Here is a 14,692-nt window from a genome sequence, read left to right on the forward strand (position 1 = left end):
TTTTTTCTTGCTTGACGAAATTGGCTGGAATCCACTCAAAACAGCCTCATTCGCAACTGGTCTTTCGAGATATATCTTTCAATTCATCCGCTTCAGAGTCAGAAGCAAGAAAGCAAACATTGATCAAGACCTGAAGATCTCACCAATTCTGTCTGATTATGCGAAAGAAGCAGGAGACTCCAGATCTCTATACTTCCTTCAAGACCTTTCGTGCAGTCAATATGTTCTTAGCAAGGCGCCCAATCGCCATATCGACATCGGCTCAAGACTGGATGGCTTTGTAGCTCAGATCTGCGCATCTAGACCCATCGAAGTCATGGATATCCGACCCACCGAAACACAGATCAAAAACATTTATTTCACCCAAGCAGACATTTGCAAGCTCAAGCCTGAGCTTGCAGAGAGCTACGACCTAGTGACAAGCCTGCATGCGCTAGAACATATTGGGCTTGGTCGATACGGTGACCCAATCGATCCCAATGGGTTTACAAAGGGGCTCGAGAACTGCAGGCGATTGGCAAGAAGTCAGGGGGAAGTCCTCATATCACTGCCAATCGCAAGCACCCCGAAAGACACAACAGAGTTCAACGCACAAAGAATCTTTAGCTCGAAGACAATCCTTGAAACACTTGCGCACTCATTCGCCAATGACGATCTCAGGTGGTGGTGCGCATGTGACTCATCGAGGCGACCGATTAGCGGATCAAGCGCTGAGCTTCTTCGATCAACACTCAACGACTTCAGGGGAGTTGGCTTTCTTGCTACCAGCTGGAAAAAGAAGTGAAAACAGAACTAAGCATCATTATCGTCGTCAAAAACTCCAAAGACGATCTTAGGAAAACACTTCACTCCATCCGAGCGAACAACACAGAGCTCCTCAGAGCAAGCGCCGAAATTGTCATCATCGATGGCCTTTCTAGCGATGGCTCATGGGAACTTTCCACAAGAGCAGAGCAGATCACAGGGGTCAGAACGCAGTGCTACCAACAGCCACCGCAGGGCATTTACCCCGCGATGAACCTTGGCCAATACAAAAGCAGTGGCAACTGGCTGATTTATATCAACGCTGGAGACATCTTTCATGACTGCACCAATCTAAGCAATATCCTTCAACAATCAAGGAGTAGCGCAATTCAGTTCAAAAGCGCCATCAAGAGACCAAGCAGCAGGCATGCTTACACAAAAAGCAAGCAGTGGGACAGGTGCCATCAAGCACTGGTCTACAGAAAAGGTAATCACGAGATACTAGGAAGATACAATGAATCACTGAAGATTTGTTCAGACTCCCTCTTCATAAAGAATCTGGAAGAATCACGTATCGAATACGCAGATCAGATCCTTTCCATCACACAAGTCAGTCCCAACAACGCCTCAAGAAACCCAAGGCTGGTCAGGGAAGATCTTGAGTCTCTTGCTCGATTTAAAATTGATCACCAGCCCTGGAGAAAACCTCGACTCACCCTTACGGTTCTCCGCATCGAGGCCGCACTCGGCAGCAGCACGAGCGTGTGGGCGCTTTGCCATATAGGGCGCCTATTTTCTAAATACCAAAAAATAGATGTGAGCGATTAACAGCCTGATCGATGAGGAAATTGGATCTATTAATACAAGGCGGCCTTGGGAACCAGCTACTGCAGTGGGTCCTTGCGAGCACCCTGGCCGCAGGAAAACAACGCGAGGTGCGGATCGACACGACCCTGATGCGCTCCTGGAGCCGGTCCAAGCGTGGGCTGAGTCAACGGGAGATCAGTCCGCTACTCGATCCCGCCGACAAGATCTGGCACCACTGGCTCCTTGCAAGGGCCCGTCGGCGCCTGCGCCCCCTGGATCGGTCGACGCTGACGGACGTACAACTGCTCGCCATCGCAAGCAGCGAAGAACTTTTGGCGCTGACCCCGGATCGACTGATCACCCACGGGACAACGCCACTGCTCTTTGAAGCGCCGTTCAAAGAGCAGTGGCTAGACGTCCACCGGCGTCTGCCTCGGGTCCGAGCACAGGCAGGGCTCGGGGTGCATCTACGCCGCGGCGACTACCTCAATCCGGCGTCAGGCTTCATGGCCATACCCCTGAGCTACTACCGCCGCGCCATCCAGCGGGTCTTTGAGCAGATGCCGCAGCTGGAACGCCGGATCGTGCTGTTCAGCGATGACCCGGACTGGGGCCAAGTCCATCTGAACGATGCCAGCTGGGAGCTGGAGATCGCCAGCGGCACACCGGAAGAAGACCTGGCCGCCATGGCCACGATGCGGGCTCTGGTAATCAGCAACAGCAGTCTCTCCGCTATTGCCGCCCATCTCGGCGAGAGCTTTGGCGGACTGCAACTAGTCATCTGTCCTGATCAGTGGCTGAGCAATCCCGAGCGCAAAGCCCTGGGCGATCTGCGCAAACCCAGCTGGATCAGCCTGCCCATCCAGCCCTAGGGGCCATCAACAGCGGTTGCTGCTGCTCACCAGCCAAGACCTCCTCGAGCTGGGATTGAAAGCCTGCGTCGAGAGCCGCCAGCGGAGCCAGGACAAAAGCCCGCTCGCGCCAACGGGGATGGGGCAGTTCCAACTCAGGGCTTTCGAGCTGCAACCCGCCCCACCAGAGCAAATCCAGATCCAGCGTGCGCGGCCCCCAGCGCTCCTCTCGCACCCGACCAAATTGAAGTTCCAAGGCCTGCAGCCGGCGAAGTAACCCAAGCGCCACCGACGCGGTGGGCTCAGGTGGCTGATCCACGACCACCACCGCATTGATGTAGTCAGGCTGGTTCGGTGGGCCACCGACCGGAGCCGTGCGAAAGAGCGGTGACCAGCGCAGACGCACCTCGCCCAAACAGACCTGAATTTCGGTGCTCAAACGAGGCCGCAACGCGATCAGAGTCTCGATCGGCCCGCCCGCTGCGCTGGGCAAATTGGCACCAAGCCCAATTGCCAGGCCTTGATCAGCGAGACTGGCGCCCACGACGAAGTCCTCCGGCGTCTCCATGGTTGCAAGTGGTACTGCCGCCAGGGCCTTTCCCCTGGCCGCCATCACCGGCCACGGCACCCTGAAACTCGCTCTCTTGCTGGCCGCCGTTGATCCCGGCCTGGGCGGTGTGGTGATCGCCGGCGGACGGGGCACCGGCAAATCCGTCTTGGCCCGAGGCCTGCATGCGCTGCTGCCGCCGATCGACGTCCTTGATGTCGCGGGCTACGGCCTGAACACCGATCCCCAAGCGCCGGAGGACTGGGATACCTCAACGCGAGCGCGGCTGACGGAACGGGGAGCCGAGGCCGAGCTGCCCACCAAGGTCATTCCTGCACCGTTTGTGCAGGTCCCCCTGGGCATCACAGAAGACCGGCTGGTGGGCTCGGTCGATGTCACCGCCTCCCTCGCCAGTGGTGAAGCGGTCTTCCAGCCTGGCCTGCTGGCAGAAGCCCACCGCGGCGTGCTCTATGTCGATGAGCTGAATCTGCTGGATGACAACGTCACCAACCTGCTTCTAGCGGCCATCGGCAGCGGCGAAAACCGCGTCGAACGCGAAGGCCTGAGCCTCTCGCACCCATGCCGCTGCCTGCTGATCGCCACCTACAACCCAGAAGAAGGAGCCATCCGCGATCACCTGCTGGATCGCTTTGCTATCGCCCTCTCGGCCAACCAAGTTCTGGAGCTGGATCAACGGGTCGAGATCACCCGCAGTGCCATCGGCCACGCCGAATCCAGCGATGCCTTCCGCCAGCGCTGGCAAGAGGAAACCGACGCCCTCTCTACCCAGCTGCTACTGGCGCGCCAGTGGCTGCCGGACGTCCAGATCAGCCGTGAGCAGATCGCCTATCTGGTGAACGAGGCCCTGCGCGGCGGCGTCGAAGGCCACCGCAGCGAGCTCTACGCCGTGCGCGTCGCCCGCGCCCACGCTGCCCTCAGCGGCCGGGACCAGGTCGAAGCCGAAGACCTGCAAGTGGCCGTGCGCCTGGTGATCGCTCCGCGGGCGATGCAGCTGCCTCCACAGGATCCCGATCAGCAGATGGAGCCACCTCCTCCGCCACCGCCGCCGCAGGGCGAGGAGCCCCCGGAGAACAACGAGCAGGAGCCGGACGAACCCGAAGAGGACAACGAGAAGGAGGACGAGCAGGAGGAAGAAGACACCCCGGAAGATCAGGCGCCGCCCTCGATCCCCGAGGAGTTCATGCTCGATCCCGAGGCGATCGCGATCGATCCGGACCTGCTGCTGTTCAACGCCGGCAAGGCCAAGACCGGTAGCAGCGGCAGCCGGGCGGTGGTCTTCAGTGACTCCCGCGGCCGCTACGTCAAGCCGATGCTCCCCCGCGGACCGGTGAAGCGGATTGCTGTGGACGCCACGCTGCGTGCCGCTGCGCCCTATCAAAAAACCCGGCGTGAGCGGGAACCACACCGCAAGGTCGTTGTGGAAGACGGAGACCTGCGAGCCAAGCAACTGCAGCGCAAAGCCGGGGCCCTGGTGATCTTCCTGGTGGATGCCAGTGGATCCATGGCTCTCAACCGGATGCAAAGCGCCAAAGGTGCCGTGATTCGCCTGTTGACCGAGGCCTACGAGAACCGGGACGAAGTCGCCCTGATCCCCTTCCGCGGTGAAGCCGCAGAAGTGCTCCTACCGCCAACCCGCTCGATCACCGCCGCCCGCCGGCGCCTGGAGTCGATGCCCTGCGGCGGCGGCTCGCCCCTGGCCCATGGACTCTCCCAGGCCGCCCGCGTTGGTGCCAATGCCATGGCCACAGGAGAACTGGGCCAGGTGGTGGTTGTGGCCATCACCGACGGCCGCGGGAATGTGCCCCTGAGCCGCTCCCTGGGTCAGCCCCAGTTGGAAGGCGAAGAGCCGGTGGATCTCAAGGAAGAGGTCAAGCAGGTCGCCAGCAAGTACCGCTCCCTCGGCATCAAGCTGCTGGTGATCGACACCGAGCGCAAGTTCATCGGCAGCGGCATGGGCAAGGACCTCGCCGACTCCGCCGGCGGCAAGTACGTCCAACTGCCTAAGGCCAGTGATCAAGCGATCGCGGCGATCGCCATGGAGGCCATCAGCGGGGTCTGATCAACGGCTGGTTTCGGTCTTCTCGGGATAAACCTCGTCAAAGAAGGCCCCTAGGCCAATGGCCACGCTGCGCAGGCCATCCATGAAGCGCTTGTCGGAGGTCAGTTTCTCGATGTCACCACCCACCCGATCCAGGGTGGTGGTCAGGTCTTCCAAGTTGGCAACCGTCCCCTTGAGTTCGCTCAGGGTTTTGGGGTTATCCAGGGCGCGCACGAAGTTGAGGATGTGCGCTGTGGACGCGTTGAGGTTGTTGATCGTCGGCTTGACGTCACGAACAGTGGTCTGGAGCTCGCCGATCAATCCCTGACCGTCCTTCATGAAGGCCGTGGCTTCTTGGGCCGTGGTGTTGATGCTGCCGATCGTTGTGGAGAGCTTGGGAATCAGCTTCTCCTTCTCCGCCTGATCCAGCAGCTGCTGCAACGTCGCCGTCACCTGGCTCAAGGTCGCGGCGCTCTTGCCCTGAATGATCGAGCCATTGCAGACCGTCAGCGCACGGTTGCAGTTGATCGCTTTGGGGCCCGGGGTCCCCTTGGGCAGTGGCTTGATCGGCGCCGTCAGAGCCACAACCGCATCCCCACCAAGCAGCGAGGCCGCCTCGACCCGCGCGTCCAAGGGTTGTGGCAGCTGCAGGTTGGCTTTGTCGATATCGATCTGCACTTCCACCGCCGTGGCCGTGGGTGTCACTTCCTGTACGTGGCCCACGGATACACCGCGGTAAGTGACCGCCGAGCGCGGGGCCAAGCCAGCGGCGTCAGAAAAGTTGACCTGGAAACGCCAGGTGCGATTGCTCACCGACACCCCTTTGAGCCAAAGCCAGAACAACCCCGCCGAGCTCACTGCCGCCAGCAGCGTGAAGCCGACGATTGCTTCTTTCACACTGCGGCGCATGGGGTTTAGAGCTCCGCGGGTTGCATCGGTCCGCTGAGACTAGCCGTGCGGAACTGAAGCACATAGGGATTGGTTGTGGTCCGAAAGTCCTCCACAGTTCCTTGCCAGCGGAATAAGCCGTCGTAGAGCAAGACCACCTGATCGGCGGTGCGCTCAATCGTGCTCATCACGTGACTGACCACCACCGAACTACCACCAGCCATTTGGGTGGTTTGAACGATCAGATCTTCAATCCGGGTGCAGGCCACCGGATCCAGGCCCGCAGTGGGTTCATCGAAGAGCAGCAACGGCACCTTCCCCGCCGATTGGCTGGGGTCACTGATCACAGCGCGGGCAAAGCTGACCCGCTTCTGCATCCCGCCGCTGAGTTCTCCTGGATAGAGGTCTTCTGTCCCCGACAGGCCAACCGCTTCAAGGGCATCAGCCACCCGCGCGCGAATCTCCCGCTCGCTCAGCCGACTGAAGCGATCAAGCAAAAAGCCCACGTTCTGGCGGACGGTCAATGACGCCAGCAGGGCCGGGTTCTGGAACACCATCCGCACATCGGGCGGGTTGCGCTGATCCAGCCGCAGATAGGCCTGGGGCACGCCATGGATCTTCAGGTGGCCACTGCTGGGCAAAAGCAAGCCCGACAGGAGCCGCAGAATCGTGGACTTGCCCGCACCCGAAGGGCCCACCACCGCCAAACGCTCTCCCGCGTCCAGAGTCAAGTCGACGTCGCTCAGCACCGTGTTGCGGCCCCACCGCACGCTGACGTCGTCCATCTGGACCACTGGGGTGGTTTGCACCGGATCCTTCACGAATGGGGGCATCTTGGCGGTTTCTCCGTAACCTGGCCCCATGCCGGCTCGAGGACAGCGCAGAGGGAACCGCTCGAGACCTCGCCCGAGCTGGGTCGGCAACGGCAATCTGCGTCAGAGGGACCTGGTCAGCCGCTCCAAGCGTGCCGCCCGTTGGCTGCAGCCCGGGCTGGTGGTCAAGCGATGGATGCTGACCTCCGGCGTTGGCCTATTCCTGCTCTTCCTTGGAGCCGCCGTTTGGGCTGACCTGCAGCCGATCTACTGGCTGCTGGAGTTCATCCGCTGGTCCCTGGCCAACATCACAATGGTCCTTCCCCGGGAAATCACCGGACCACTCGTTCTTGTGGTGGGCGGTGGGCTGATCTGGCTGGGACAAAGCCGCAGCTTTGGGGCGATCCAGCAGGCGCTGGCGCCAGATCGCGACACCTTGCTGGTGGATGCCCTGGCGGCCAAGAGCCGCCTGAACCGCGGCCCCTCGATCGTGGCCATCGGCGGCGGGACCGGGCTCTCCACCTTGCTGAGCGGGCTGAAGCGATACAGCAGCAACCTCACCGCCATCGTCACGGTCGCCGATGACGGCGGCAGCTCAGGCGTGTTGCGCCGCGAGCTCGGGGTCCAGCCCCCCGGCGACATCCGCAACTGCCTGGCGGCCCTGGCCACGGAAGAACCGCTCCTGACGCGACTCTTTCAGTACCGCTTCCGCGCAGGTACCGGCCTGGAGGGCCACAGCTTCGGGAACCTTTTCCTCTCGGCCCTGACCGCGATCACCGGAAGCTTGGAGGGCGCCATCACCGCCAGCAGTCGGGTTCTGGCGGTGCAGGGCACGGTGGTCCCCGCTACCAACGCCGACGTAAAGCTCTGGGCGGAACTGGCTGATGGGTGCCGGATTGAAGGGGAATCCCAGATCGGCCATGCCACCAGCCCAATCGTTCGGGTGGGCTGCATCCCCGAGCGGCCACCTGCTCTACCGAAGGCCCTCGAAGCGATCGCGAATGCCGACCTGATCGTGCTGGGACCCGGAAGTCTCTACACCTCACTACTGCCCAATCTCTTGGTGCCCGAGCTGGTGCAGGCGATCAGTCGCAGCAAGGCTCCGCGCCTGTACATCTGCAACCTGATGACCCAACCCGGGGAAACCGACGGCCTTGATGTGGAAGGGCATCTCCGGGCGATTGAGTCGCAGCTGGCCAGCCTGGGGATCCAACAGCGACTCTTCTCGTCGGTGCTGGCCCAAGAGGATCTGGGCACATCCAGCATTGTGGAGTACTACCGCCAGCGCGGGGCGGCCCCCGTTGAATGCGACAGCCGCAAGCTGCGCAGCCAGGGCTATGACGTCACCATCGCCCCCTTGCAGGGAGCGCGGCCCACTTCAACCCTGCGCCATGACCCCCGCAGCGTCGGCCTGGCGGTGATGCGCTTCTACAAGAAGCACCGCCGGGATAAGGAGAAAACGCAAACGCCTCAGTAGGCGTCCTGCATTTCGTAGAAGTCCGGCTGGACGTAGTCCTTGCGCAAGGGGAATCCCTTCCAGTCTTCGGGCATCAACAGGCGCTTGGGTTGAGGGTGCCCCTCAAAACCAATGCCGAACATGTCGAAGGTCTCACGCTCAGGCCAGTCAGCGCCTCGATAGAGCGGGTAGAGGCTTGGGATCGTGAGATCACCATCGCGGGAGAGGAAGACCTTCAGGCGCACCTCCTCAGGCTTGACGTCTGCAGGAAGGTGCTGCGACGCGGTGGACTGATCAGCCAGGCCAGCCAACTTGACCAGGTGATAGAAGCTCACCAGCTGGCCGCCGGGGCCTTCGTCGTAGCCACCCTGCACCTGCAGGTAATCGAAACCCGAGGCCTTCAAGGCCGCAGCGATCACGGGGAGGAAGGGCGCCTCAACGCCAATCACTTCAACGCCCAAGTGATCGGGCTCAAGCAGCTGGTGGTCGAAACCCTGGCTGGTGAGCCACTGGCTGACGGGGCCAGCCTGGGGTGCGGTAACGGCAGCGGTGTCCTCAGGCATCAATCTCAGGCTTGTTCAGCGGGAATGGAGGCTTTGGCGGACGCGGCAACGGGGAGGCCAGCGGCAGCCTGAAGGGCAGCCTGCTGGGTTTCAGCGCGCAGATAGCGACCATCCACGATCGGCTCCACCTGCTTCATTTCGTGGGCAACCGTGAAATAACGGTGCGTCGGCATCAGATTGCCGCGCTCGGAGAGGGCCTCGTTGCCGACCTTCTTACGCAGCTTGACCACCGCATCGAAGATCGCCTCAGGGCGGGGCGGGCAGCCAGGCAGATAGAGGTCAACCGGGATCAGCTTGTCCACACCGCGCACCGCGGTGGTGGAGTCCGCCGAGAACATGCCGCCGGTGATCGTGCAGGCGCCCATGGCGATCACGTACTTGGGCTCGGGCATCTGCTCGTAGAGACGCACGAGGGCCGGAGCCATCTTCATGGTCACGGTGCCAGCAACGATCAACAAGTCCGCCTGGCGCGGACTGGAGCGAGGAACAAGGCCAAAGCGATCAAAATCGAAACGCGAGCCGATCAGGGCCGCGAACTCGATAAAGCAGCAGGCGGTGCCGTAGAGCAGCGGCCAGAGGCTGCTGAGGCGGGCCCAGTTGTGCAGGTCATCCAGAGTGGTCAGGATGACGTTCTCGGAGAGATCCGAGGTGACAGCCGGGGCACCGACGGGGTTGCAGCTGGATTCGCGTTGATCGCGAAGGGCGGCGACCGAAAGGGCTTCGGCCATGCCGGACGTGACAGGGGAGGGGGTCATCTCAGATCAGCTCCACTCAAGGGCGCCCTTGCGCCAGGCGTAGGCCAGGGCCACCACCAGGATGGCGATAAAGACCAGGGCTTCGATGAAGGCCAGTAGCCCCAAGCGGTGAAAGGCCACCGCCCAGGGATAGAGAAAGACGGTCTCCACGTCGAAGATCACGAAGACCAGGGCGAACATGTAGTAGCGGATGTTGAACTGAATCCAGGCACCGCCGATGGGCTCCATGCCCGACTCGTAGGTGAGATCCCGTTCTCCCACCCGTGACTTGGGGGAGACGACCTTGTTGGTGACGAGCGCCAGCACAGGCACCGCCGCTGCAATCAGCAGGAAGCCGAGGAAGGCGTCGTAACCGGAGAGAACGAACACAGGGCGAAAGCGGCCCAACCTGGGGGGCAGTCTGGCATCCACCTGTCAGGACTGGGAACGGGCTGGGAGCTCAGACAATCCTTCTCTCAGTACGGAGAGCGTCTGAGAAGAAGCAGCCTCAACCTTGAAGACGCTGCCTAGCCGGACTCGACCTTCTTAGAGTCCTCGACACAGATCCGTGGTTGCCGATGAGCGAGGACACCCTCCCGGAGGAACTCAATTCGCCAGAACCAACAGCAGAGAGCGCTGAGATCGCTGTTGAGGCCACTGACGACCCGGACACGCACCGATTCGAGTGCCGCGCCTGCGGCTTCGTCTACGACCCCGATGAGGGTGTCAAAAAGCTCGCCATCCAAGCAGGGACGCCCTTCAGCGCTCTCGACCCCAACAGCTTCCGCTGCCCGGTCTGCCGCAGCAAAACGCTCGCCTTCAAAGACATTGGGCCCCGGAACAAGCCCAGCGGCTTTGAAGAGAACCTTGGCTACGGGCTTGGCGTAAACACCCTGACGCCAGGACAGAAGAATGTCCTGATCTTTGGCGGCTTTGCTTTGGCGATCGCCTTTTTCCTCTCTCTGTATTCCCTTCGCTGAGTTCAATTGATGAAACGCCTGCTCTCGTCGTTGACCGCGCTCCTGTTGGCGATTGCGCTGACTGGCTGCGTCAGCACCTCACTGCCGACGGCGCAAGCCAGTCCGTGGGAAGCCGTCGACATCCACACCAAGTCGAACCCGCTGGACCTGGCATTCACGAACAGCCAGCACGGTTTCCTTGTCGGCAGCAACCGCTTGATCCTTGAGACCAACGACGGCGGTGCGTCCTGGACGGAAATGGCCCTGGACCTGCCTGAGGAAGAGAACTTCCGTCTGATCAGCGTCGATTTCTCAGGGGACGAAGGCTGGATCGTCGGTCAACCCGGCCTACTGCTCCACAGCGAAGACGCTGGACAGAATTGGAGCCGTTTATTCCTCGACACGAAGCTGCCGGGCGAGCCGTACATGGTCACGGCTCTCGGCAGGAACAGCGCGGAACTGGCAACCAATGTCGGTGCGGTGTATCGGACGAATGATGCGGGAAGCTCCTGGCAGGCCCAAGTGGAAGACGCCGCAGGGGCAGTGCGTGATCTGCGCCGCAGCCCGGAAGGCAACTACATCAGCGTGAGCAGCCTCGGCAACTTCTTCGCGACCTGGAACGAAGGCGAGGCGCGTTGGACACCACATCAACGGGAAAGCAGCCAACGCCTGCAGGCGATGGGATTCCAGCCCAATGGAAATCTCTGGATGGTGGCAAGGGGCGCTCAACTGCGTTTCAACGACGACGCCGCTAACCCCGACGAATGGAGCAAGCCGGTGGTGCCCATCACCAATGGCTATGGCTACCTCGATATGGCCTGGGATCCGAGCGGTGCGATCTGGGCCGGGGGCGGCAGTGGGACACTCTTGGTGAGTCAGGACGAGGGCAAAACCTGGCAGAAGGATCCTGTGGGCGAAAAGCAACCAACCAACTTCAGCCACATCGCTTTCTTCGCTGATGGCAAGGGCTTTGTCCTCGGCGAGCGAGGCTCGCTGCTCCGCTGGATCGGCTGAGCAACAACGCTCTGTAACCAAGCGGCCGGACACATCTCACTAGCCGCTTGCTTCCCTTTAAGATCGCACAGCTGAACGCTTCCAGACCATGGCCGCCGGCTCTACGGGTGAACGCCCGTTCTTCGAAATCATTACGAGCATCCGCTACTGGGTGATCCACGCAGTGACCCTGCCGTCGATCTTCCTGGCAGGCTTCCTGTTCGTGTCGACCGGCCTCGCCTACGACGCCTTCGGCACCCCTCGTCCGGATGCTTACTTCCAGGCTCAAGACGCCAAGGCACCTGTGGTTAGTCAGCGCTATGACGCAAAGTCCTCGCTCGACCAGCGCCTGAAATAAGCCATGACTCAAGTCCCCGCAAGCACCACTCCGCGCAACTACCCGATCTTCACGGTCCGGTGGCTCGCAGTACACGCCCTTGGCATACCCACGGTGTTCTTCCTGGGTGCCCTGGCTGCGATGCAATTCGTCCGCCGCTGAGGTCCAAGTCAATGGAACGCAACCCCAACCCGAACAACCTGCCGGTTGAACTGAACCGCACGAGCCTCTACCTGGGCCTGCTGTTCGTCTTCACCTGCGGGATTCTGTTCTCCAGCTACTTCTTCAACTGATCAGGAGGATCTGAGATGAGCGGCAAGAAATCCGGACTTCCTGACGGAAGAATCCCTGATCGCCTCCCTGATGGCCGGCCCGCTGTGGCCTGGAAATCGCGATGGACTGAAGGAGTACTTCCACTCTGGCTTGTGGCCACTGCGGGAGGCATGGCTGTTATCTTCGTAGTAGGTCTATTCTTTTATGGTGCCTATACCGGCGTTGGTTCCGCCTGAAACACTTTAATTGGCTGAGTCTTCTGAGCCCGTTCTCAAAGAGTGCGGGCTTTTTATTAGATACATCAAAGAGGAATCAGAAACTAACCATTAGTAGCAACAACTAGGATATCAGAATAGTTGATATATTCATTGATTTCGAATGGGTGCAGTTGAGGTTGTCGCCCCGTTTGAGAGCCGTGTGCTCATGTCTAAGGACACGAAGTGAACGAGACAAAGTGTCTCATGCTCATTCTGAAAACCGGAGAGAGAAGAGTTAAGGTCTTATTGGTTGGTTCAGGTAAATGCTTTGGAGAGCCCCCTGGCTCAAGCGCCGTATCGCCTTAATGGGCTTAGCCGCATGGGACGTGGGCTCGCTCTACATCAGCTACAACCTCACTTACCTGAGACGCCTGGGGGAATGGGAGGGCTGGAGCCAAGGGTTGCTCGTCATCACAGCGACATGGCTGAGTATTTCCTATCTCTCTGGGCGCTACTCACTGGCAGAGACCAAAGGCAAGAACTATGGACTAAGTCGTTTCGTTGAAACCTTACTGGCCGCCTGCGGAGTTCTGCTGGTTTTCATCGGCCACTCCTGGATGTATCAGATCGTCGATGCGGAAACCCGCTTTCGTGGCTTCATGATCCCGTTAGTGGGATATGCCGTAGCCTTCTCGAGTCTGGGACAGATGGGCGCTCTGAAGCTCTCTAGTAAGAGGAAGAAGTGGATCCTGGTTAGCAATGAAAGCGAGTGCAGTGTAATCAAGCGAGAACTTGGCAATGAGTCGCTGACTACAAAGAGGAACTGTTTGATCTGCAATACAGATCAGATAGGCGAGAGGTTTCGAGTTCCCAGTGGTGAGGGATTATCAATCGGGGTAGGGAATCTGCAGACCTCAGATCAAGAGCTGATCACAAGGCTTCTTCGTCTTAGGGAAAATGGAGAGCAAATCGTCCCGCTGCTGAGCTGGTGCGAGCAAGAACTGCAACGGATACCGCCTGAGCTGATTCAGGCGAAATGGCTCATTCAGGCCGAGGGCTTTGGACTACGTCCTGGGAGCTTGAACTGGCGGGTGAAGCGACTATACGATGTGTGTGGCGCAGCTGCACTGCTGATCATCTCCACTCCACTTCTGATTCTTGGAGGGCTACTCGTCTGGCTGGAAGATCGGGGTCCAGTGTTCTACTGCCAGATCAGAAGCGGTCTCTATGGGCGACCGATAAGCATCTGGAAACTACGCAGCATGAGGGTCAACGCAGAAGCCCTTGGTGCCCAATGGGCTTCACAACGAGATCCAAGGATTACCAACGTGGGGAGAATCCTTCGAGCCACGCGAATCGATGAACTACCTCAACTCATCAGCGTCATCAATGGGGATCTGAGTCTGATCGGACCTCGGCCCGAGAGACCCGAAATCGAGCAGGACCTGGAACGGCTTATCCCTCACTACCGGATACGACACTGGATTCGCCCAGGACTCAGCGGATGGGCCCAGGTTTGCTATCCATATGGGGCAAGTGTTGAAGACAGTCGAATGAAACTGAGCTACGACCTCTACTACCTTCGCAATTCCAGCCTATTCCTTGATTTCCTGATTACGCTCAAAACCATTCGACTCGTTTCAGGAGCAAAGGGGGCCTCCCCAAAAGCTCCTCAATAGAAAGCCTGGCCCCCACTGAACTCCTAAGAGCCAAGACTCTGCTCAAGATGTGGTCCATGACCCAGAAGAAGAGGGAAAATAGACTGCGACAACGAGATTGGTCAGAGTTCCTGAAGACTCGATAGGCCCAGAAAGGCATCGCGGCTTTCTGACTCGAGAGACTCCTTGGGTGAATGCAGTAGAAGGCAAGAATTTCAGGTAAACAGCCATAGCGTATCGAAGGGCGTGCCTTAAAGAGATCAAGCCAAAACAAGAAGTCCTCGTGGGAAACTTCGGAAAAACCGATGCGTGCCAGGTCAGCTGAAAGGATAGCCGTCAGCATTGGGATTGGATTGTGACCAAAGAGATCCCGAGACACCAACTGTGCTGGCGGGCAAACAACACGTTGCGGTGGCTGATCAATCTGACCATCAATAAATCGAGCATACGCAGAAACCGTGAGCTCAAGATTATTAGAGCAATGAAATGCCAGCTGGCGCTCAAGTTTTTGGGGATGCCATAAATCGTCGACATCGCAAAAAGCTACATAATCAGTTGTAACATGCGCCAAGGCACAATTTCGAGCCGACGCCGGCCCAGGCCATTGCCTTAGATTGGTGTTGCTAATAAGCTGGAAACGCGGATCATCAGCGACTAGCTCCGCAAGAAATGAAGGCCCACCATCTGAGGAGCCATCGTCAACCATGATACAGGTCCAATCTTCAGAGGTTTGACATTGAAGCGAATCGACGAAGCCAGAGAGAAAGCGCTTGGCGTTCCGATAAGGAGTAATGACTGAGACAAGAGGATTCAT

Annotated in this window: 19 protein-coding genes; 12 read left to right on the forward strand and 7 right to left on the reverse strand. The window is 59.4% G+C overall.

Going from position 1 to position 14,692, the window contains the following annotated elements:
* The first annotated feature begins 7 nt into the window (after window positions 1–7).
* Genes MY494_RS07470 through MY494_RS07480 form a run of 3 tightly spaced genes read left to right on the forward strand, consistent with a single transcriptional unit; the run spans window position 8 to window position 2,423 of the window.
* Window positions 8–784, forward strand: coding sequence for a DUF268 domain-containing protein (locus MY494_RS07470; RefSeq protein ID WP_247909608.1), 777 nt, complete (start codon window positions 8–10; stop codon window positions 782–784).
* Entirely contained in the window at window positions 781–1,572 is a 792-nt protein-coding gene (locus tag MY494_RS07475; protein WP_247909609.1) for a glycosyltransferase, read from the forward strand. Before MY494_RS07470 ends, MY494_RS07475 begins: the two co-directional genes overlap by 4 nt.
* Before the next feature lie 20 nt (window positions 1,573–1,592).
* The gene (locus MY494_RS07480; RefSeq protein WP_247909610.1) at window positions 1,593–2,423 is read left to right on the forward strand and encodes an alpha-1,2-fucosyltransferase; all 831 of its coding nucleotides are present in this window, start codon (window positions 1,593–1,595) and stop codon (window positions 2,421–2,423) included.
* On the opposite strand, the gene folK is transcribed toward MY494_RS07480, so the two are convergent.
* On the reverse strand, window positions 2,401–2,970 hold the full coding sequence (gene folK, locus MY494_RS07485; protein ID WP_247909611.1) for a 2-amino-4-hydroxy-6-hydroxymethyldihydropteridine diphosphokinase: 570 nt from the start codon (window positions 2,968–2,970) through the stop codon (window positions 2,401–2,403). The genes MY494_RS07480 and folK overlap by 23 nt on opposite strands.
* On the opposite strand from folK, the gene bchD reads away from it, so the two are divergent.
* Entirely contained in the window at window positions 2,969–5,029 is a 2,061-nt protein-coding gene (gene bchD, locus MY494_RS07490) for a magnesium chelatase ATPase subunit D (protein WP_247909612.1), read from the forward strand. The genes folK and bchD overlap by 2 nt on opposite strands.
* Here the strand turns inward: bchD and MY494_RS07495 are convergent, their stop codons facing one another.
* A complete protein-coding gene (locus MY494_RS07495) occupies window positions 5,030–5,917 on the reverse strand; it encodes an MlaD family protein (protein WP_247909613.1) in 888 nt (295 codons plus the stop codon).
* Window positions 5,918–5,922: 5 nt separating this feature from the next.
* Window positions 5,923–6,729, reverse strand: a complete 807-nt coding sequence (locus MY494_RS07500; RefSeq protein WP_247909614.1) for an ABC transporter ATP-binding protein — start codon at window positions 6,727–6,729, stop codon at window positions 5,923–5,925.
* 28 nt (window positions 6,730–6,757) lie between these two features.
* On the opposite strand from MY494_RS07500, the gene yvcK reads away from it, so the two are divergent.
* Window positions 6,758–8,185: a gluconeogenesis factor YvcK family protein gene (yvcK, locus tag MY494_RS07505; protein WP_247909615.1), complete on the forward strand. Its 1,428-nt coding sequence runs from the start codon at window positions 6,758–6,760 to the stop codon at window positions 8,183–8,185.
* Here yvcK and MY494_RS07510 read toward each other — a convergent pair.
* The 3 genes from MY494_RS07510 to MY494_RS07520 are packed head-to-tail and all read right to left on the reverse strand — an operon-like array spanning window position 8,179 to window position 9,851.
* The gene (locus MY494_RS07510; RefSeq protein ID WP_247909616.1) at window positions 8,179–8,727 is read right to left on the reverse strand and encodes an NAD(P)H-quinone oxidoreductase subunit J; all 549 of its coding nucleotides are present in this window, start codon (window positions 8,725–8,727) and stop codon (window positions 8,179–8,181) included. The two genes, yvcK and MY494_RS07510, sit on opposite strands and share 7 nt — an antisense overlap.
* A gap of 5 nt (window positions 8,728–8,732) precedes the next feature.
* Window positions 8,733–9,455 carry an NADH-quinone oxidoreductase subunit NuoB gene (gene nuoB / locus MY494_RS07515; protein WP_185188386.1) on the reverse strand — a complete coding sequence of 241 codons (723 nt, stop codon included), beginning with the start codon at window positions 9,453–9,455 and terminating at the stop codon, window positions 8,733–8,735.
* 33 nt (window positions 9,456–9,488) lie between these two features.
* Window positions 9,489–9,851: an NAD(P)H-quinone oxidoreductase subunit 3 gene (locus MY494_RS07520; RefSeq protein ID WP_247911991.1), complete on the reverse strand. Its 363-nt coding sequence runs from the start codon at window positions 9,849–9,851 to the stop codon at window positions 9,489–9,491.
* A 188-nt stretch (window positions 9,852–10,039) separates the two neighbouring features.
* On the opposite strand from MY494_RS07520, the gene MY494_RS07525 reads away from it, so the two are divergent.
* The 7 genes from MY494_RS07525 (at window position 10,040) to MY494_RS07555 (ending at window position 13,899) form a co-directional block, all read left to right on the forward strand.
* Window positions 10,040–10,441: a rubredoxin gene (locus MY494_RS07525; protein WP_247909617.1), complete on the forward strand. Its 402-nt coding sequence runs from the start codon at window positions 10,040–10,042 to the stop codon at window positions 10,439–10,441.
* A 9-nt stretch (window positions 10,442–10,450) separates the two neighbouring features.
* On the forward strand, window positions 10,451–11,434 hold the full coding sequence (locus MY494_RS07530) for a photosynthesis system II assembly factor Ycf48 (RefSeq protein WP_247909618.1): 984 nt from the start codon (window positions 10,451–10,453) through the stop codon (window positions 11,432–11,434).
* Window positions 11,435–11,522: 88 nt separating this feature from the next.
* Complete coding sequence (gene psbE, locus MY494_RS07535) at window positions 11,523–11,771, forward strand: cytochrome b559 subunit alpha (protein WP_185186410.1); 249 nt, start codon at window positions 11,523–11,525, stop codon at window positions 11,769–11,771.
* Window positions 11,772–11,774: 3 nt separating this feature from the next.
* Window positions 11,775–11,912: a cytochrome b559 subunit beta gene (gene psbF, locus MY494_RS07540; RefSeq protein ID WP_010314382.1), complete on the forward strand. Its 138-nt coding sequence runs from the start codon at window positions 11,775–11,777 to the stop codon at window positions 11,910–11,912.
* Between the two features lie 11 nt (window positions 11,913–11,923).
* The gene (locus MY494_RS07545; protein WP_185186411.1) at window positions 11,924–12,043 is read left to right on the forward strand and encodes a photosystem II reaction center protein L; all 120 of its coding nucleotides are present in this window, start codon (window positions 11,924–11,926) and stop codon (window positions 12,041–12,043) included.
* Between the two features lie 15 nt (window positions 12,044–12,058).
* A complete protein-coding gene (locus MY494_RS07550; RefSeq protein ID WP_185186412.1) occupies window positions 12,059–12,259 on the forward strand; it encodes a photosystem II reaction center protein J in 201 nt (66 codons plus the stop codon).
* Between the two features lie 347 nt (window positions 12,260–12,606).
* Entirely contained in the window at window positions 12,607–13,899 is a 1,293-nt protein-coding gene (locus MY494_RS07555) for a sugar transferase (RefSeq protein ID WP_247909619.1), read from the forward strand.
* On the opposite strand, the gene MY494_RS07560 is transcribed toward MY494_RS07555, so the two are convergent.
* Window positions 13,841–14,692, reverse strand: coding sequence for a glycosyltransferase family 2 protein (locus MY494_RS07560; RefSeq protein WP_247909620.1), 852 nt, complete (start codon window positions 14,690–14,692; stop codon window positions 13,841–13,843). The two genes, MY494_RS07555 and MY494_RS07560, sit on opposite strands and share 59 nt — an antisense overlap.

This window comes from Synechococcus sp. A10-1-5-1 (genome assembly GCF_023115425.1).
Lineage (GTDB): Bacteria > Cyanobacteriota > Cyanobacteriia > PCC-6307 > Cyanobiaceae > Vulcanococcus.